At 74.6% G+C, this 17,267-nt stretch carries 14 protein-coding genes; 5 read left to right on the forward strand and 9 right to left on the reverse strand.

What is annotated here, in order from left to right:
* Positions 1 to 129: 129 nt before the first annotated feature.
* Together ACFQ8C_RS20285 and ACFQ8C_RS20290 are read right to left on the reverse strand one after the other, a co-directional pair.
* Positions 130 to 1,407 carry an SWIM zinc finger family protein gene (locus tag ACFQ8C_RS20285; protein WP_383459263.1) on the reverse strand — a complete coding sequence of 426 codons (1,278 nt, stop codon included), beginning with the start codon at positions 1,405 to 1,407 and terminating at the stop codon, positions 130 to 132.
* Positions 1,404 to 4,247, reverse strand: coding sequence for an SNF2-related protein (locus ACFQ8C_RS20290; protein ID WP_383459265.1), 2,844 nt, complete (start codon positions 4,245 to 4,247; stop codon positions 1,404 to 1,406). Before ACFQ8C_RS20290 ends, ACFQ8C_RS20285 begins: the two co-directional genes overlap by 4 nt.
* A gap of 227 nt (positions 4,248 to 4,474) precedes the next feature.
* Between ACFQ8C_RS20290 and ACFQ8C_RS20295 the strand changes: the two genes are divergently transcribed.
* Together ACFQ8C_RS20295 and ACFQ8C_RS20300 are read left to right on the forward strand one after the other, a co-directional pair.
* Positions 4,475 to 4,807, forward strand: a complete 333-nt coding sequence (locus tag ACFQ8C_RS20295; RefSeq protein WP_383459267.1) for a hypothetical protein — start codon at positions 4,475 to 4,477, stop codon at positions 4,805 to 4,807.
* A gap of 85 nt (positions 4,808 to 4,892) precedes the next feature.
* The gene (locus tag ACFQ8C_RS20300) at positions 4,893 to 5,201 is read left to right on the forward strand and encodes a DUF6343 family protein (RefSeq protein WP_383459268.1); all 309 of its coding nucleotides are present in this window, start codon (positions 4,893 to 4,895) and stop codon (positions 5,199 to 5,201) included.
* Positions 5,202 to 5,222: 21 nt separating this feature from the next.
* Here the strand turns inward: ACFQ8C_RS20300 and ACFQ8C_RS20305 are convergent, their stop codons facing one another.
* The 4 genes from ACFQ8C_RS20305 to rpsA form a co-directional block, all read right to left on the reverse strand.
* Positions 5,223 to 5,591 carry a tetratricopeptide repeat protein gene (locus ACFQ8C_RS20305; RefSeq protein ID WP_383459269.1) on the reverse strand — a complete coding sequence of 123 codons (369 nt, stop codon included), beginning with the start codon at positions 5,589 to 5,591 and terminating at the stop codon, positions 5,223 to 5,225.
* A gap of 57 nt (positions 5,592 to 5,648) precedes the next feature.
* Entirely contained in the window at positions 5,649 to 6,254 is a 606-nt protein-coding gene (gene coaE / locus ACFQ8C_RS20310) for a dephospho-CoA kinase (RefSeq protein WP_383459272.1), read from the reverse strand.
* 44 nt (positions 6,255 to 6,298) lie between these two features.
* Positions 6,299 to 7,237, reverse strand: a complete 939-nt coding sequence (locus tag ACFQ8C_RS20315) for a PAC2 family protein (protein ID WP_383459275.1) — start codon at positions 7,235 to 7,237, stop codon at positions 6,299 to 6,301.
* A 171-nt stretch (positions 7,238 to 7,408) separates the two neighbouring features.
* On the reverse strand, positions 7,409 to 8,920 hold the full coding sequence (gene rpsA / locus ACFQ8C_RS20320) for a 30S ribosomal protein S1 (RefSeq protein ID WP_200428028.1): 1,512 nt from the start codon (positions 8,918 to 8,920) through the stop codon (positions 7,409 to 7,411).
* Positions 8,921 to 9,265: 345 nt separating this feature from the next.
* On the opposite strand from rpsA, the gene ACFQ8C_RS20325 reads away from it, so the two are divergent.
* Together ACFQ8C_RS20325 and hrpB are read left to right on the forward strand one after the other, a co-directional pair.
* Positions 9,266 to 10,105, forward strand: a complete 840-nt coding sequence (locus tag ACFQ8C_RS20325; protein ID WP_383459278.1) for a class I SAM-dependent methyltransferase — start codon at positions 9,266 to 9,268, stop codon at positions 10,103 to 10,105.
* A 164-nt stretch (positions 10,106 to 10,269) separates the two neighbouring features.
* On the forward strand, positions 10,270 to 12,816 hold the full coding sequence (gene hrpB / locus ACFQ8C_RS20330) for an ATP-dependent helicase HrpB (RefSeq protein ID WP_383459280.1): 2,547 nt from the start codon (positions 10,270 to 10,272) through the stop codon (positions 12,814 to 12,816).
* Here the strand turns inward: hrpB and ACFQ8C_RS20335 are convergent.
* The 3 genes from ACFQ8C_RS20335 to ACFQ8C_RS20345 all read right to left on the reverse strand — a co-directional run bounded on the left by ACFQ8C_RS20335 (position 12,800) and on the right by ACFQ8C_RS20345 (position 15,999).
* Positions 12,800 to 13,807 carry a DUF3068 domain-containing protein gene (locus tag ACFQ8C_RS20335; RefSeq protein WP_383459282.1) on the reverse strand — a complete coding sequence of 336 codons (1,008 nt, stop codon included), beginning with the start codon at positions 13,805 to 13,807 and terminating at the stop codon, positions 12,800 to 12,802. The two genes, hrpB and ACFQ8C_RS20335, sit on opposite strands and share 17 nt — an antisense overlap.
* A 10-nt stretch (positions 13,808 to 13,817) precedes the next feature.
* Positions 13,818 to 13,958: an SPW_0924 family protein gene (locus tag ACFQ8C_RS20340; RefSeq protein ID WP_107063131.1), complete on the reverse strand. Its 141-nt coding sequence runs from the start codon at positions 13,956 to 13,958 to the stop codon at positions 13,818 to 13,820.
* Positions 13,959 to 14,121: 163 nt separating this feature from the next.
* On the reverse strand, positions 14,122 to 15,999 hold the full coding sequence (locus tag ACFQ8C_RS20345; protein ID WP_383459284.1) for a lytic transglycosylase: 1,878 nt from the start codon (positions 15,997 to 15,999) through the stop codon (positions 14,122 to 14,124).
* A 276-nt stretch (positions 16,000 to 16,275) separates the two neighbouring features.
* Between ACFQ8C_RS20345 and ACFQ8C_RS20350 the strand changes: the two genes are divergently transcribed.
* Entirely contained in the window at positions 16,276 to 17,166 is an 891-nt protein-coding gene (locus ACFQ8C_RS20350; protein ID WP_383459287.1) for a DUF4184 family protein, read from the forward strand.
* Positions 17,167 to 17,267: the final 101 nt, after the last annotated feature.

The following is a 17,267-nucleotide window of genomic DNA, read 5'->3' on the forward strand; positions in this document are numbered from 1 at the left end:
CCTTCCGGAGTTGCACGGGCACGTGCCCGTACCGGAATAAACGCGACGAACGCGTCTGCCGGATCCGGCCGTAGGAGGGTTTCACTCCTTCGAGGGAGGCTCCGTTCGAGTGACGGCCCCGGACGGTCCCTAGCGGCCGAGGAGTTCGGTGAGGGCTCCGACCGGGTCGGGATCGGGGGTGCCGCGCGGCCACCAGTCCTCGCGGCCGCGATCCGATTCGTACGGGTACCACAGGCCGTCCTTGCCGAGCCGGAGTTGGAGCGAGCCGGTGGAGAGGCGGTTGCGCCAGGGGCGGAAGGACGGGAAGTCGGCGGCGAGGAGGGCGGGTCTGGCCCGGTCGAAGGGACCGGCGGGCGGGTCCCACGGCTCCTCCAGGACCGCGAGGCCCGGCGCGCCGCCCTGGCGCCAGGCGGCGACGGCGCGGGCGAGGTCGGTGGGGGTCCGGTCCAGCGCGTCGGCCAGGTCACGGTAGAGCGCGCGGGTCGAGGCGGTGAGTCCGGAGCCGGGGTGGGCGGCGGCGAGCCGGACGGCGTCCTGCCAGGGGGTGAGGTCGGCGACCGGGTCGTGGCCGGTGGCGAGGAAGGCGTGGGCGCGCGCGGCGGCCTCGCCGGCCAGCAGGTCGAGCGCGAGGGGGTCGGGGGCGTGCGGGTCCGGCGGGAAGACGGCGGGCCGCCCGGGCCGGTCGGGGAGCGGCAGCGGCAGGGGCAGCGGCAGCGCGGGCCCGGCGGCGAGCACCTCCCGGGCGGGCACGGCGGGGAGCGCGGGCGTGGTGGCGGCGGTCTCCGCGGCGGACCGGGCGGCGTTGCGCCGGGAGAGCTCGGCGAGGAGCTCCCCCTCGCCGCGTCCGCGCATCAGGAAGAGGACGAAGGGGTCCTCGTCGAGGAGGCGGGCGGCCTGGTAGCAGAGGGCGGCGGCGTGCTTGCAGGGGAAGCCGTCGTCGGGGCAGGAGCAGTCGGGCAGCAGGTCGCCGGGGGCGGGCAGCAGCCCCTCGACCGCCTCCAGGGCGTGCGGGACCTCCTTGTCGAGGAGGGCGGCCATGTGCTCGGGGCGGGCGGCGGCCTCGTCGAGGAAGAGCTCCCAGCCGTCGTCGCCGAGGGTCCGCATCCGGATCTCGGTGCGGTAGGGGCGGATCCGGCTGCCGTGGACGTAGGCGACGACCCGGCCGGGGGTGACGGTGATGCCGTCGACGTGGCCGCGCTCCGCGTAGGCCCTGCCGCGACCGAGGCGGGCCTGGTCGAGCGCGGTGCGCTCCAGGGCCGCCACCCAGGCGTTGCCCCACCAGGTGGCGGCGAAGCGCCCGTCGGCGGTCTCGCGGGGCGGGACGGCCGGGAAGGTGCGGCGGCGGTCGTCGTGGCGGGGGCCGGCCCCGCGCGCGGGGCGGGCGGACCGGGCTCCGGGGCGGTTCACGCGGACCTCCTCAGGGAGACCAGATCGGCCAGTTCGCGGTCGGTGAGTTCGGTGAAGGCGGCCTCGCCGGAGCCCAGGACGGCCTCGGCCAGGGCCTTCTTGGCGCGGAGCAGTTCGGCGATGCGGTCCTCGACGGTGCCCTCGGTGACGAGCCGGTGGACCTGGACGGGCTGGGTCTGGCCGATCCGGTAGGCGCGGTCGGTGGCCTGGTCCTCGACCGCCGGGTTCCACCAGCGGTCGTAGTGGACGACATGGCCGGCGCGGGTGAGGTTGAGGCCGGTTCCGGCGGCCTTGAGGGAGAGCAGGAAGACGGGGACCTCGCCGGCCTGGAAGCGGTCGACCATCCGCTCCCGCTCGGCCACGGGCGTGCCTCCGTGGAGGAGCTGGCTTCCGATCCCGCGCGCGGTGAGGTGGTCGGAGAGGAGCCGGGCCATCGTGACGTACTGGGTGAAGACCAGCACGGAGCCGTCCTCGGCGAGGATGGTGTCGAGGAGTTCGTCGAGGAGGGCGAGCTTGCCGGAGCGGCCGGCGAGGCGGGCGGTGCCGCCGCCGCGCGGGGCGTCCTCCTTGAGGTACTGGGCGGGGTGGTTGCAGATCTGCTTGAGCGAGGTCAGCAGCTTCATCACCAGTCCGCGGCGGGCCATCCCCTCGGCGGCCTCGATCAGGCCCAGGGTCTCGCGGACCACCGCCTCGTACAGCGAGGCCTGTTCACGGGTGAGCGGTACCGGGTGGTCGGACTCGGTCTTGGGCGGCAGCTCGGGAACGATGCCGGGGTCGGACTTGCGGCGGCGCAGCAGGAAGGGGCGGACGAGGCGGGCGAGCCGCTCGACCGCCTCCTCGTTCTCCAGCTCCTCGTGGTTCTCGGCGGCGCGGGCGTGGCGGGAGCGGAAGGCCTTGAGAGGACCGAGGAGTCCGGGGGTGGTCCAGTCGAGGATGGCCCACAGCTCGGAGAGGTTGTTCTCCACGGGGGTGCCGGTGAGGGCGACCCGGGCGGGCGTGGGGATGGTGCGGAGCGCCTTGGCGGTCGCGGAGAACGGGTTCTTCACGTGCTGGGCCTCGTCGGCGACGATCATCCCCCAGGACCGCTCGGCGAGCCGGCCGGCACGGGTGCGCAGGGTGCCGTAGGTGGTGAGGACGATCCCGCCGTCGAGTTCGCCGAGTTCGCGCGCGGTGCCGTGGAAGCGGCGGACGGGCACGCCGGGGGCGAACTTCGCCGCTTCCCGCTGCCAGTTGCCGAGGAGGGAGGCGGGGCAGACCACGAGGGTGGGTTCGCGGCGGGCCCGGCGCAGATGGAGGGCGAGGACGGTGACGGTCTTGCCGAGTCCCATGTCGTCGGCGAGGCAGCCGCCGAGGCCGAGCGAGGTCATCAGGTCGAGCCAGGCGAGGCCGCGGAGCTGGTAGTCCCGCAGCGTCGCGGTGAGTCCGGCCGGTGGCTCGGCCGGCTCGGGTCCGGCGAGGAGCCGGTCGCGGAGGACGGCGAGCGCGCCGACGGGCACGGCGGGGACGGTCTCGCCGTCGACCTCCGCGCTGCCGGTGAGGGCGGCGGCGAGGGCGTCGACCGGTTCGAGCAGGCCCAGTTCGCGCTTGCGGGCCTTGCGGACGAGGTCGGGGTCGACGACGACCCAGCGGTCTCGGAGCCGTACCACGGGACGGTGGGCCTCGGCGAGGTGGTCCATCTCGCCCTGGGTGAGCGGATCTCCGTCGAGGGCGAGCTGCCAGTCGAAGCGGAGCAGTTCGGTGGAGTCGAAGAAGCTGGTGCCGTCGGTGGCGGAGCCGGGCGCGGAGCGGGCGGGGCGGACGACGGCGGAGGCGCTGAGCGAGCGGGCCAGGTCGCGCGGCCAGTGCAGGGCGACCCCGGCGTCGGCGAGCCGGGCCGCGGCGGGACCGAGCAGCTCGTACAGCTCGGCCTCGCCGACGGCGAGGACGTCGGGCGCGTCCCGCTCCAGGAGCCGGCCGAGCGGGGGCCAGATCCGGGCGGCGCGGCGCAGGGCGAGGAGGGCGTCGATCCGGGCGCGGGGGCCGAAGTGCTCGCCCTCCCCCGCCCAGAGGGCGGCGGCGTCGATGACGAGGGTCGGGTCGGCGAGGCTGTGCACCTGGAGGACGGCGGCCGCCGTCTGCCGGTCGGGGCCGCCCTCGGCCTCGTCGGCGCCGTCGAAGAGTTCGGCGGCGGAGAGGTCGAGGCGGAGCGAGATCCGCACCCCGGCGTCCATGCCCGCGGCGGCCTCGGCGGCCCAGGCCCGGGCCCCGGGGAGGTGCTGCGGCGCGGCGGCGGCGAAGGGCGCGCCGACCGCGTGCACGGCGGCGGGCGTGCGGGGCAGGGTGTCGGCGACCGCGTCGAGGAAGGCCCGCACCAGGGCCTCCGGATCGGGCAGTCCGAGCGGGCCGGATCCCGCGACGGGCACCGCGTGCGCCTCGTACGGCATGGCGGCGGCGACGGCCCGCAGATGGGCGATGTCCTCGGCGTCGAGCGGGCCCGCCCGCCAGGCGTCCAGGTCGTCCGCGGTCAGTCCGGGCAGCAGCCGGCCACGGGCGACGAGGTGCAGGGCGTGCAGGGCCGCCGCGCCCCAGCAGGCGGTGGCGGGATGGGCGGCGGGACGGTGCCGGGCGGCGACGAGGAGCGGGAGCGCGGTGGCCACGGGCAGGGTGACGGCGGGGACCTCCCGGCGGCGCGTACCGGCGCCGTGCCGACGGACGACGGTGATCCGGGTGGGCTCCGCGCCGGCGAGGCCGTCGGGCGCGGGCAGGGCGGCGCCGTCGGGAGCCCAGAGGGCGATCCGGCCGTCGCGCGGCAGCGCGGCCGGCAGGAAGACGGCGGCACGGGCCGTCCAGCGCTCCGTCATCTGCCGCCCTTCTCCCCCCGGGGTCCACCGGGCCGACGGGGAGCTTCCGCGTCGGTACCCCCGACCTTACGGGCGGGGTCTGACAACGGTCGCGGGCGCGCGTCCCCCGACCGGCCCAACACCGGGTGACAGCGGCGCCCGGGAGCGGGAGGGTGGCGTCGACCAGGGCTTTTCGCCCCCGGGGCTGCCGCCGACCGCCTCGCCCGCCCGATCGAAGGGGATCCGCCATGTCCGTTCGCCGGCGTCTCACGACCGCCACCGGGGCCGTGCTGCTCACGCTCACGGTCGCGGGCTGCTCGGGCCTCGGCCGCACCGCCGTCGGCCCCGTCACGTACGAGACGCGCGGGGAGAAGGTCGTGCGGGTGATGAGTCCGCCGGTGAAGGGCTGCCACCGGCTCCCGCTGGGCGCGACCCGGGTGGAGAACGGCACCCTGATCGACCTGATCCTCTACCGGACCCCGCACTGCCGGGGCGAGGAGCCGATCTACCTGCCCACCAACAGCACCGACTCCATCGTGCCGGGCACCCTGCCCTGGCGCAGCTACTCCCTGGTGCACTGAGCCGCGGGCCGGCGCCGTTCCCTTCGTCCCCGGGCGGGTACATGCTGGAAGTGCCCACAGGGATCCGACGGAAGAGGGCGCCGTCATGCGTACCGGAAGCGAGCCGGTCACCGCGCGCAGCGCGCTGCGGCTGCGGTTCTGGCTGAGTGCCTGGGGAATGGTGTGGGCGGTCTTCGGCACGGTCGTCTTCGTGCTGGTGGGCCGCCCCGGCTGGGCGGCGGCCTGCGGGGCGCTGCTCCTGGTGGTCGCGGCCGACATGTCGATGGTCCTGCGCCATCTCCGGCAGGGCCCGCACTGGCAGCCGGGCCGCGACATCCCGCCGTACGAACCGGATCACGGCGACGGCCGGCCCCGGAACCGGGACGACGCCGGCCGGGACCGCGACGACCGCTGAGGCCCCGGCGGACGGGGCCGGTCAGTCCCCGGCGTCGAATCCGGCGGCCCGTACGTACTCGGGCCTGGGGTCGAGCGCGGCGGCCAGCCGGAAGTGCCGGGTGGCCTGGGCGTCCTGCCCGGAGCGCTGGAGGGTGCGGGCGAGCGCGAAGTGGGCGAAGGCGTTGTCCGGCTCGCGCTCCAGCACCAGCTCGAACTCCAGCTGCGCGGGTCGCAGCTGGGCGGCGGCGAAGAAGGCCCGCGCCCGCAGCAGCCGGGCCGCCGTGTTCTCCGGGTGCTCGGCGATGACCGAGTCCAGCAGTTTCACGGCACCACGCGGGTCCCGTGCGGCCAGCAGCTGCTCGGCGGCACGGAAGTCGATGACGTGCGTCTCCGGATTTCTCTCGGCCATGAACTGCATCCTTCCCACGATCCGGGTGCCGGACACCGGACGAGGGGTCACGGTGTTCTAGACGGTCTCGGCCGCTCGGCGCTCCAGCTCTTCCCACACCTTCCGCACCTGCGGTTCCAGCGCGTCCAGCGGGCCGTCGTTGTCGATCACGAGGTCCGCGATCTCCAGTCGTGCCGCCCGCGTGGCCTGGGCTGCCATACGGGCCTTCGCCTCCTCCTCGGCCATGCCCCGGAGCCGTACCAGCCGGTCGAGCTGGGTTTCGGGCGAGGCGTCGACGACGACCACGAGGTCGTAGAGGGGCGCGAGGCCGTTCTCGGTGAGCAGGGGCACGTCGTGGATCACCACGTCCCCGGGGCCGGCCGCGCTCTCCAGCTCGGCCGACCGGGCGCCGACGAGCGGGTGCACGATGGCGTTGAGCGTGGCCAGCCGCTCGGGGTCGGCGAAGACGATGGAGCCGAGTCTCGGCCGGTCGAGGGTGCCGTCCCCGGTGAGGACGTCCTCCCCGAAGGCGGCCACGACCGCCGCGAGCCCCTCGGTGCCCGGTTCGACGACCTCGCGGGCGATCCGGTCCGCGTCGATCAGCACGGCCCCGTACGAGACGAGCAGCCGCGACACCTCACTCTTGCCGGCGCCGATGCCGCCGGTCAGGCCAATCTTCAGCATGGTCGGCAGCTTAGGCCGTGCTTCCCGGACCGGGTCGGGGAGGGCTAGGAGTCGCCCTCCCGTTCGGCGAGGAAGCGCTCGAACTCCCGGCCCAGTTCGTCGGCCGAGGGCAGGTCGACGGGCTCGGCGACCAGGCTGCCGCGGGTCTCCGCGCCGGCCATCGCGTCGTACTGGTGCTCCAGCCCCTGGACCAGGGCGACCAGTTCCTCGTCGCCGGCGCCGATCTGGCGGTCGATCTCGGTCTGGGTGCGGCGGGCCTCGGTGCGCAGCCCGTGGGCGACGCCGGGAAGGACGAGGCCGGTGGCGGCGGTGACGGCCTCCAGGACGGTGAGCGCCGCGTCCGGGTAGGGGGAGCGGGCCACGTAGTGCGGTACGTGGGCGGCCACGCCGAGGGTGTCGAAACCGGCCTCGGAGAGCCGGAACTCGATCAGGGACTCGGCGCTGCCGGGCACCTGGGCCTCGTCGAAGGGGCTGCGGTGGCCGGGCATGAGGTCGGTGCGGTTGCCGTGCGGGGTGAGGCCGACGGGCCGGGTGTGGGGCACGCCCATGGGGATGCCGTGGAAGTTGACCGCGAGCCGTACGCCGAGCCGTTCGACGATCTGGGCGACGGCGGCGGCGAAGCGCTCCCACTCGACGTCCGGCTCGGGGCCGGAGAGGACGAGGAAGGGGGCGCCGGTGGCGTCCTGGACGAGGCGGACCTCGATGGCCGGCGTCTCGTACCCGGCCCAGCGGTCGCGCCGGAAGGTCAGCAGGGGGCGGCGGGCCCGGTAGTCCACCAGCCGGTCGTGGTCGAAGCGGGCGACCACCTGGTTGGGCAGGGCTTCGAGCACCCGCTCAACGATCTGCTCGCCGGCCTCTCCCGCGTCGATGTAGCCGTCGAAGTGGTAGAGCATGACCAGCCCGGTCGACTCCTGTGCAAGGGCCACGTCGACCACGGCCAGGCCCTTGGCGTCCCATTCGTACAAATCCTGGGGATCAAGCACGGTTACCGCTCCTCCTCGCGTCTCCCGGAAGAACACCCCGGGGCGCAAGGTCATTCCCGCCGGGGCCCGTTCGGGCACATGTGGCGGAAAAACGACCGGGGCCCGCTCCCCCGGGAGGGAGCGGGCCCCGGTGTGGTGCTAGCGGCTAGCGCTGCTCAGCGGTGAGCCTGTTCAGCTCTGGCCGCCGGCCAGCTTCTCGCGCAGGGCGGCGAGAGCCTCGTCCGACGCCAGGGCGCCGGCGCTGTCGTCCGACTCCGAGGAGTAGGAACCGCCCGAGATGCCCGCACCGGCGTTGCCGGCGGCCGGGGCGGCAGCACCCTCGGCAGCGGCGGCCTCGTCGGCCTCGCGGGACTTGATGACCTGGGCCTGGTGCTGCTCGAAGCGCGCCTGCGCCTCGGCGTACTGCGCCTCCCAGGCCTCGCGCTGGGTCTCGTAGCCCTCGAGCCAGTCGTTGGTCTCGGGGTCGAAGCCCTCGGGGTAGATGTAGTTGCCCTGGTCGTCGTAGGACGCGGCCATGCCGTACAGGGTCGGGTCGAACTCGACCGACGCCGGGTCGGCACCGAAGGACTCGTTGGCCTGCTTCAGGGACAGCGAGATCCGGCGACGCTCCAGGTCGATGTCGATGACCTTGACGAAGATCTCGTCGTTGACCTGGACGACCTGCTCCGGGATCTCCACGTGGCGCTCGGCCAGCTCGGAGATGTGGACCAGACCCTCGATGCCCTCGTCCACGCGGACGAACGCACCGAACGGAACCAGCTTGGTGACCTTGCCGGGAACGACCTGGCCGATCTGGTGCGTCCGGGCGAACTGCTGCCACGGGTCCTCCTGCGTCGCCTTCAGCGACAGGGAGACACGCTCGCGGTCCATGTCCACGTCGAGAACCTCGACGGTGACCTCCTGGCCGACCTCGACAACCTCGGACGGGTGGTCGATGTGCTTCCAGGACAGCTCGGAGACGTGAACGAGACCGTCGACGCCACCCAGGTCCACGAAGGCACCGAAGTTGACGATCGAGGACACGACGCCGGAGCGGACCTGACCCTTCTGGAGGGTCGTGAGGAAGGTCTGGCGGACCTCGGACTGGGTCTGCTCGAGCCAGGCGCGGCGGGACAGGACCACGTTGTTGCGGTTCTTGTCCAGCTCGATGATCTTCGCCTCGAGCTCCTTGCCCACGTAGGGCTGGAGGTCGCGGACGCGACGCATCTCGACCAGGGAGGCCGGGAGGAAGCCGCGGAGGCCGATGTCGAGGATGAGACCACCCTTGACGACCTCGATGACGGTACCGGTGACGATGCCGTCCTCTTCCTTGATCTTCTCGATGGTGCCCCAGGCGCGCTCGTACTGGGCGCGCTTCTTCGAGAGGATCAGGCGGCCTTCCTTGTCCTCCTTCTGGAGAACCAGGGCCTCGATCTCGTCGCCGACCTTGACGACCTCGTTGGGGTCGACGTCGTGCTTGATCGAGAGCTCGCGGCTCGGGATGACACCTTCGGTCTTGTAACCGATGTCGAGCAGGACCTCGTCCCGGTCGACCTTCACGATGACGCCGTCGACGATGTCGCCGTCGTTGAAGTACTTGATCGTCTCGTCGATCGCGGCGAGGAAGGCTTCCTCGTTACCGATGTCGTTGACCGCAACCTGCGGGGTGGTGCTGGTGGCGGTGGTCTCGGTGCTGCTCGTCATGTGGGAAAGGGCTCCGGTTACGGACAGAAAGTCGTAGGTACTGCTACGCCGAGAGCCCGTATCGCACTGAAGAAGCCAGACAGCTGATGAAGCGCCATCCGGAGACCGGGGGCGCCTCGAAAACCGAGGGGACTGCAACAGGTGCGAGCGCGGCCTGCTCCGTCTGAGGCGCGCAGGCCCGCAGCGCAACCTTTAGCATACGGGGACGGCCGGACAGGGTCAATGCGCGAAGCGCGCAGCCGGGACAGAAGTGCGCGAATCCGGCACGATTCGTGTCCGTCCACAGGCCATCAGCAAGCCTCCGCCGTTCCGCGGCACTGAGCGCAAACTACATCGACGGGCGAGATGAACCAAGAGTACGGACAGGACGACCGCTTCGAGACGGACGACGACGAGGCGGTGGCGACCCGGCGTGACACGGGCGACGCGGAGAGCAGCCGGGCCAGCCGGGGCTGGTGGGACCGGAACGCCGACGAGTACCAGAACGACCACGGCGCCTTCCTCGGCGACGACCGGTTCGTGTGGGGCCCGGAGGGGCTGGACGAGGCCGAGGCCGGACTGCTCGGGCCTGCGGAGGGACTGAAGGGGCTCGACGTCCTGGAGATCGGCGCCGGCGCCGCGCAGTGCTCGCGCTGGCTGGCGGCGCGGGGGGCCAGGCCGGTGGCGCTCGACCTGTCGCACCGGCAGCTCCAGCACGCCCTGCGGATCGGCGGGGAGGTCCCGCTGGTGGAGGCGGACGCGGGGGCGCTGCCCTTCCGTGACGGCTCCTTCGACCTGGCGTGCTCGGCGTACGGGGCGGTGCCGTTCGTGGCCGATCCGGTGCGGGTCTTCCGCGAGGTGCGCCGGGTGCTGCGGCCGGGCGGGCGCTGGGTGTTCTCGGTGACCCACCCGATCCGCTGGGCGTTCCCGGACGAGCCGGGGCCGGAGGGCCTGTCGGTCGCCGCCTCCTATTTCGACCGCACGCCCTACGTCGAGCAGGACGAGGCGGGGCGGGCGGTGTACGTGGAGCACCACCGGACGCTCGGCGACCGGGTGCGGGACGTGGTGGCGGGCGGCTTCCGGCTGGTGGACCTGGTCGAGCCGGAGTGGCCGGAGTGGAACAGCCAGGAGTGGGGCGGCTGGTCCCCGCTGCGGGGCAATCTGATCCCGGGGACGGCGATCTTCGTGTGCGAGCGCGAGGACTGACGGATCCGGGCGTCGGACCCGGGCGTCGGATCCGGGCGCGCGCCGGCCGGCCTACGGATCCGACGAGCGGCGAATCCGAGCGGAAGAGTCGGACAGTCGTACTTATAGGCGGGCCTGTGGACAACCGGGCCCGCCTTTTTTCTTCCGCGTACGAGACTGAGTGCGTGATCCGAAACGACGTACTCGATCTCCTTCCCGTCCGGCATGCCGTTCCCCGGCTGCTGGCCGCGCTCGACGGGCGCGGCACGGCGGTGCTGCACGCGCCGCCCGGCACCGGCAAGACCACGCTGGTGCCGCTGGCGCTCGCGGGGCTTATAGGGGACGGGCCGGAGCGGCGGGTGCTGGTGGCCGAGCCGCGCCGGATGGCGGTGCGGGCGGCGGCCGGGCGGATGGCCTGGTCGCTGGGCGAGGACGTCGGCGGCACGGTCGGCTTCGCGGTGCGCGGGGAGCGGCGGGCCGGGCCTTCGACGCGGGTCGAGGTGGTGACGACGGGTCTGCTGCTCCAGCGGCTCCAGCGGGACCCGGAGCTCGCGGGGGTGGACGTGGTGCTGCTCGACGAGTGCCACGAGCGGCATCTGGACGCCGACACGGCCCTCGCGTTCCTGGTGGACGTACGGGCCGCGCTGCGGCCGGAGCTGGGGGTCGTCGCGGCCTCGGCGACCAGTGACGCGGAGGCGTGGGCCCGGCTGCTGACCGTCCAGGAGGGCGGCGGACCCGCGCCGGTGGTCCGCAGCGAGGGCGAGGGGCACGGCTTCTCGGTGCTCCATGCGCCGCCGCCCGCGGGGATCCGGCCGGCGCACGGCACCTGGGTGGACCCGGCACTGCTGCGGCACGTGGCGGCGACGGTCCGGGAGGCGCTGGCGCGCCACGAGGGCGATGTCCTCTGTTTCCTGCCCGGCACCGGGGAGATCGCGCGCACGGCCGGGCTGCTCGGCGGGGTGGACGCCGAGGTGCTCCAGCTGCACGGGCGGGCGCCGGCCGCGGTGCAGGACGCGGTGCTGCGGGGCGCGGGGCCCGGCGGACGGCGGCGGGTGGTGCTGTCGACGTCGGTGGCGGAGTCGAGCCTCACGGTGCCGGGGGTGCGGGTCGTGGTGGACGCGGGACTGGCCCGGGAGCCGCGGATGGACCACGCGCGCGGCCTGGGGTCGCTGGCGACGGTGCCGGTGTCGGCCGCGGCGGCGACGCAGCGGGCGGGGCGCTCGGGGCGTGAGGCGCCGGGGACGGTGTACCGGTGCTGGGCGGAGGCGGAGGAAAGCGGCCGGGCGCGGTTCCCGGCGCCGGAGATCCGGATCGCCGACCTGGCCGGCTTCGCGCTGCGGGCGGCCTGCTGGGGCGATCCGACGGCGGAGGGGCTGGCGCTGCTCGACGCGCCGCCGGCCGGGGCGCTGGCGGCGGCCCGGTCGGTGCTGGCGGCGATCGGGGCGGTGGACGAGTCGGGGAAGGCGACCGGGCGCGGGGTGCGGATGGCCCGGCTCGGGGTGCATCCGCGGCTCGGGCGGGCGCTGCTCGACGGGGCGGCGGAGGTGGGCGCGCGGCGGGCGGCCGAGGTGGTGGCGCTGCTGAGCGAGGAGCCTCCCCGGGAGTACGGGGACGATCTGGCGGCGGCCTGGCGGGAGGCCCGACGGGGCGGGGACGCGTACGGGGCGCGGTGGCGGGCGGAGGTGCGGCGGCTGGAGCGGGCTGCGGCTTCCGAGGAGGAGGGCGGGGCCGGGGCCCGGGGCGGGGCCGGGGAGGACGCGGTGGCCGGGGTGGTGACGGCTCTGGCGTTTCCGGAGCGGGTGGCGCGGCTGCGGGAGCAGGGCGGCCATCTGATGGTGTCCGGGAGCGGGGCGCGGCTCTCGGAGGGTTCGGGGCTGCGGTCGGCGCCGTGGCTGGCGGTCGCGGTGGCGGACCGGACGGCCCGGGACGCGACGGCGCGGGTGCGGCTGGCCGCGGTGGTGGACGAGACCGTGGCCCGGCGGGCGGCGGGGCATCTGCTCCGGACGGGCGAGGAGGTGCGCTGGGAGGACGGCGATGTGGTGGCGCGGTCGGTGGAGCGCCTGGGGGCGGTGGAGCTGACCGTGCGTCCGCTGGGGGCGGGGGCGGATCCGGCGCTGGTGCGGGAGGCGCTCCTCGACGGCCTGCGGCGGGAGGGGACGGGGCTGCTGCGGTGGGGGCGGGAGGCGGTGGAGCTGCGGGAGCGGTTGGCGTTCCTGCGCGGGGCGGTCGGCGGGGCGTGGCCGGACGTGGCGGAGGAGGCGCTGGTGGAGCGGGCCGAGGAGTGGCTGGAGCCGGAGCTGTCGCGGGCGGCGCGGCGGGCGGATCTGGGGCGGATCGACGCCGGGGAGGCGCTGCGGCGGCTGCTGCCGTGGGCCTCGGGCGAGGCGGGGCGGCTGGACGAGCTGGCGCCGGAGCGGATCGAGGTGCCGAGCGGTTCGCGGATCCGGGTGGCGTACGGCGAGGGGCGGCCGGTCCTGGCGGTGAAGCTCCAGGAGATGTTCGGTCTCGCCGAGACGCCTCGGGTGGCGGGGGTGCCGGTGCTGGTGCACCTGCTCTCCCCCGCCGGGCGGCCGGCGGCCGTCACCGCCGACCTGGCCTCTTTCTGGCGGGACGGCTACCGGGCGGTGCGGGCGGAGCTGCGGGGGCGGTACCCGAAGCACCCGTGGCCGGAGGATCCCTCCGCCGCGGCGCCGACCCGGCACACGAGCGCGCGGCTCAGACGGGAGGGGTGACCGGCTCGGAGGCGGCCCGCGGAGCCGCCTTCGGGGCGGCGCCGTGGGCGGGACGCCGGGAGCGGTGCTCCAGCCAGAGCGCGAGGCCGAACAGGAGGAGGGCGAGGACGGTGAAGGTCCAGGGGAGCCGGGAGACGAGGAGGAGGACGGTGGTGCGGTTGGCGGAGACCAGCTCGACGGTGTCGGCGACGTAGTCCTCGCGCATCTTCACGTGGCCTTCGAAGACGGTGAGGGTGTCGGTGCCCATGAGGGCCTTGGCGCCGCGGAGCTCCTCCTTGTGGATCTCCTCGCCGTTGACGGGGGCTCCGGTGACGGGCTCGACCCAGAACATCCGCTTCGTGGTGTACCAGCGGGTGAGGCCGGTGGAGGCGATGAGCTCGGGGGTGATGCCCTCGACCGGCATGGCCTTGGGCATCGGGACCCGGGTCCAGGGGATGGTCTGCTCGTAGTAGTAGACCTCCAGGCCGCGGAAGGTGCGGGTGCCCGCGTAGTGGATGGGGGCGGAGGTGCGGGTCTGGGCGTCGAAGTAGAGGTAGTCGCGCTTCTCGGTGAGGAAGGGCCATTTGAACTCGATGCCCTCGCGCTTGACCGGGTCGCCGTCGACCATCTCCCCGGGCACGTTCACGGGGTCCTGGCTGTGGGCGTCGAAGACGTACCGCTCGGGGATCTTGGACACCATCTTTCCGTCGGGCCCCATGACGTAGGAGAGGGAGTCCCAGACCACGACGTCGCGGTCGGTGCCGGCCTCGATCCGCTTCGACTCCTCCACGTTGCCCTTGAGGGTCTGGACGATCGTGATCTTCTCGACCTCGCGGGACTTGAGGGTGCCGTAGTCGAGGAGGGTCGCGGGGCGGGCCTCCAGGACCACCTCCTGGTACTGGTTCGGCGGGATCTTGGCCAGCCGGGGGAAGGCGTACCAGCGCAGGGTGGGCGCCATGGCCGCGAAGAGGACGGCGAAGGAGAGGAGGACGAGGCTGGCTCGGCGGCGCACAGGGGGCTCCCTACTTCTTGGGGCCGGGGTCGGCGGTGAGCAGGGGTCTGGGCGAGGTGGGGCCGTCGGGCGGCAGATCGACCAGGGAGACGAGCAGGACGAAGAGCAGGACGGGCACGAGTCCGATCGCCGCGGCGACGAGGGCACGCATGTCGGCCTCCCGGCAAGTGATCTGATGGGTCGTCAGGGCGGGGGCACCGTAGCAACGCGACCGTGAGATGAGAACAGCTCGTGGCGGGCCGAACCGAAACGCGCGCCGCCCCCGGCGTCCCGGGAGGGGACGGCGGGGGCGGCGCGGAGAGAGGAGGCGCGGGTCAGGCGGAGGACGAGGCCGAGGCGGACGGGGAGGCCGACGGAGACGTGGAGGCCGACGGGGACGTGGAAGCGGTCGGCGCGGGGTCCACCGTCGGCTCCTCGCTCGGGTCCGGCGAGGCGGGCGGCGTGGTGGCCGGGGCGGTGACGGTGAGCGTGACCGTCACGGTGCCGCCGCCGGGAGCGGTGAGCAGCAGGACGTAGCTGCCGGCCTTCTCGCCCGCCACGAGGTCCTCGACCGACAGACGGCCCTGGCCGTCGGTCTTCAGGATCCTGGTGCGGATCGGGTTGCCGGCGGCGTCCTTGCCGAAGGACGGGCCGTCGGCGCTCTGCTCGGTGGAGTCCTTCGAGTCGGTCACGACCGCGGTGACGGTCACGCCGGGGGCGAGGGCGCCGCCGAGGCGGGCCTCGACCGTGACGTCGGCGTAGTCGGCTCCGGTCGCCGCGGTCAGGTCGGTGGCGCCGACCCGGGCGAGGGCGTCGGCCTTGCGCACCTCGACGGTCGCCTTCAGCTCGGCGGCCGGCAGGGAGGAGCGGCCGGGGACGGTGGCGCGGAGGACGAAGGGCTCGGCCTTCTCGCCCGCGCGCAGGGCGGGGGCCTTGGCGACGCCCCGCGCGTCCGAGGTGACGGTCACCGTGGTGGCGCCGGCGGGGAAGCGGGCGTCGGTGGTGCCGGGGAGCTCGAAGCGGACGCTGACGCCGGCGACCGGGCGACCGGAGGCGTCCAGGGCGGTGACGGACGCGGCCTGGGCGAAGGTGCTCCCGGTGACCGCGGTCAGCGTCGCCGTGCCGGCCTTGAGGCGCGAGACCCTGAGGGTCGGCGGGACCTCGACGGGCTTGGCGACGGGCGGCCGGCTCGGGTCCGTGGTCGGCGGCCGCGTCGGGTCCGCCGGCTTCGAGGGCGAGGTCGGGGCCGGGTCGGTGGGCTTCGGCGACGGCCGGTCCTGCGACGGGCTGGGGCTCGGCGACGGGGAGGCCGGGGAGGTGGGCCGCGTCGGGAACGGGGACCGGCCGGGGCCGGGCCGGTCGCTGCGGTCGACCGGGAGCCGGCCCGTGCCGTCCGGGACGGTGTGGGCGCCGCGCCCGTAGTACTCGAACCAGGTGAGGACGGTGGTCAGGTACTCCGTGGAGCGGTTGTAGCTGAGGATCGCCCGGTCGAGGTCGGCCTTGATCGCCAGGTTCCGGCCGCCGGCGCACAGGTACATGCCCGCGGCCTGGGCGGCGTCGTAGATGTTGTTGGGGTCCTTCTTCCCGTCGCCGTTGGCGTCCTGGCCCCAGACGGCCCAGGTGGACGGGATGAACTGCATGGGACCGACGGCGCGGTCGTGGGTGGTGTCGCCGTCGAAGGCACCGTCGTCGGTGTCCTGGATGAGGGCGAAGCCGTTGCCGTCGAGGGCCGGGCCGAGGATCGGGGCGAGGGTGGTGCCGTTGCCGTCGACCCGGCCGCCGCGGGCCTGGCCGGACTCGACCTTGCCTATGCCGGCGAGGAGTTGCCACGGCAGGTTGCAGGAGGGGTCGGAGGAGCGGACCGACGCCTCGGCACGGCGGTAGGCGGCGAGGACGGTCGCGGGTATGCCGGCCTCGGCGGGGCCGGTGACGATCGGCACCTGCGGTCCGGTGGGCGCCACTCCGGGCACCTTCGGCGGGTTCAGCGGGGGCAGGTCGGTGTAGTAGGGCGAGTCGCCGGTCGCCGAGCCGGCGTCCCCGCCGTGAGGGGCGGTGGCGTCGCCGGCGCCGATGGCGGTGTCGCCGCCGAGGCTGTCGGTCGGCGGCGGGAGCGCCCCCGGGCCCTGCGAGGCGGCCAGCGCCGCGACCGCGGCGGCCACGATCGCACCGCTCGTGGCCCCCCTGCGCAGTCGGCGGCCGAATTGCGCTGCCATACCGGTGCTCCCTCCCCATTCGACTGCGGCCGCACGCTCCCCGCGTGTGGCCTCAGGCGACCCTATGCGATGTCCGTACCACAGGACACCACGGCCTGACCGTGTTTCACGCTTTCGTCACCCCTTGGCCTCCCGGCCGCCGGACACGGAGGTCCGCACTCCGGAGTCCGGGCCTCCGGGGCGCGGGCCTGCCGGGAACCGTCCCGGTGGTGCGGTACCTCTTGCCATCGGGTCGCGCACTCGGCCGATCATCCGTACGACCGGGAGGTTCCCTCCGTGCCCTTCACCCTGAGTCACGCCGCCGCCGTCCTGCCGGGGCTGCGGCGGGACGGAAAGGCGCGCGGCCCGCTCGTCACCTCGGCCCTCGTCGCCGGCAGCTTCTCCCCCGACCTCACCTACTTCGCGGCGACCGCGGTGCCGGAGGCGATGGCCTTCGGGGACGTGACCCACTCCCCCGTCGGGATCGTCACCGTCGACGTGCTGATCGCCGCCGCCCTGGTGGGGCTGTGGCTGACGGTCCGTGAGCCGCTGGTGGGGCTGCTGCCCGGGCGGTGGCGCGGCCGGGTGTACGGGGTGGTGCGCGGCCGGCCGTGGCGGGAGCGGCGGCCGGCCGGGCTGGCGGCGTGGTTCGCCGTCTCGGCGGCGCTCGGCGCGGTCACGCACGTCGTCTGGGACGGCTTCACCCACCTCGACCGGTGGGGGACGCGGGCGGTGCCGTTCCTGGAGGAGGTGGTGGCCGGCTTCCCGGTCTACCAGTACGCGCAGTACGGCGGTTCGGCGCTGGCGCTGGGTCTGCTGGGCTGGTTCACGGCCCGGACGCTGCGGTCCGTGCCGGTCGGGACGGAGCCGCCCGGCCCGGTGCCGGGGCGGCGGGAGCGGCGGGCGGCGCTGCTGCTGATCGGGGCGTGCGTCCTGGCCGGGATCGCGCACCGGGTGCTGCGCTGGGCGGCGTACTGGGGCTGGGACCGGATCGAGAACCCGCTCGACATCATCCCGACCGCCTGTTTCGGGGCGGGCGCGGGACTCGTCGCGGGGCTGCTGCTGTACGGGGCGGCCGCCCGGCTGCGAGGACGGGGAGCGGCGCCGGTCCCCGCTCCCGGTCCGGGAGCGGCCGTGGAGGGGGAACCGGCGGGCCGTACGGCGCGCTCCCGTCCGGACGTTCTCTGATCTTCGAGGCGGGGGTCCGGTCCCCGGAGCGCTCCCGCCGGGCCGGTCCCGGGACCGCTCCACCCGGCGCAAGCGCCGGTGGCCGCACCCCGCGAGGGGGT

It is taken from the genome of Streptomyces sp. NPDC056503, from assembly GCF_042794995.1.
In the GTDB taxonomy this organism is placed as follows: domain Bacteria; phylum Actinomycetota; class Actinomycetes; order Streptomycetales; family Streptomycetaceae; genus Streptomyces.

What these genes read in the sequence shown, in the direction of transcription:
- ACFQ8C_RS20290 (WP_383459265.1), bottom strand. Translation starts at nt 4,247, where the DNA reads ATGACGGAGCGCTGGACGGCCCGTGCCGCCGTCTTCCTGCCGGCCGCG.
- ACFQ8C_RS20295 (WP_383459267.1), top strand. Translation starts at nt 4,475, where the DNA reads ATGTCCGTTCGCCGGCGTCTCACGACCGCCACCGGGGCCGTGCTGCTC.
- ACFQ8C_RS20300 (WP_383459268.1), top strand. Translation starts at nt 4,893, where the DNA reads ATGCGTACCGGAAGCGAGCCGGTCACCGCGCGCAGCGCGCTGCGGCTG.
- ACFQ8C_RS20305 (WP_383459269.1), bottom strand. Translation starts at nt 5,591, where the DNA reads ATGGCCGAGAGAAATCCGGAGACGCACGTCATCGACTTCCGTGCCGCC.
- coaE (WP_383459272.1), bottom strand. Translation starts at nt 6,254, where the DNA reads ATGCTGAAGATTGGCCTGACCGGCGGCATCGGCGCCGGCAAGAGTGAG.
- rpsA (WP_200428028.1), bottom strand. Translation starts at nt 8,920, where the DNA reads ATGACGAGCAGCACCGAGACCACCGCCACCAGCACCACCCCGCAGGTT.
- ACFQ8C_RS20325 (WP_383459278.1), top strand. Translation starts at nt 9,266, where the DNA reads ATGAACCAAGAGTACGGACAGGACGACCGCTTCGAGACGGACGACGAC.
- ACFQ8C_RS20340 (WP_107063131.1), bottom strand. Translation starts at nt 13,958, where the DNA reads ATGCGTGCCCTCGTCGCCGCGGCGATCGGACTCGTGCCCGTCCTGCTC.
- ACFQ8C_RS20345 (WP_383459284.1), bottom strand. Translation starts at nt 15,999, where the DNA reads ATGGCAGCGCAATTCGGCCGCCGACTGCGCAGGGGGGCCACGAGCGGT.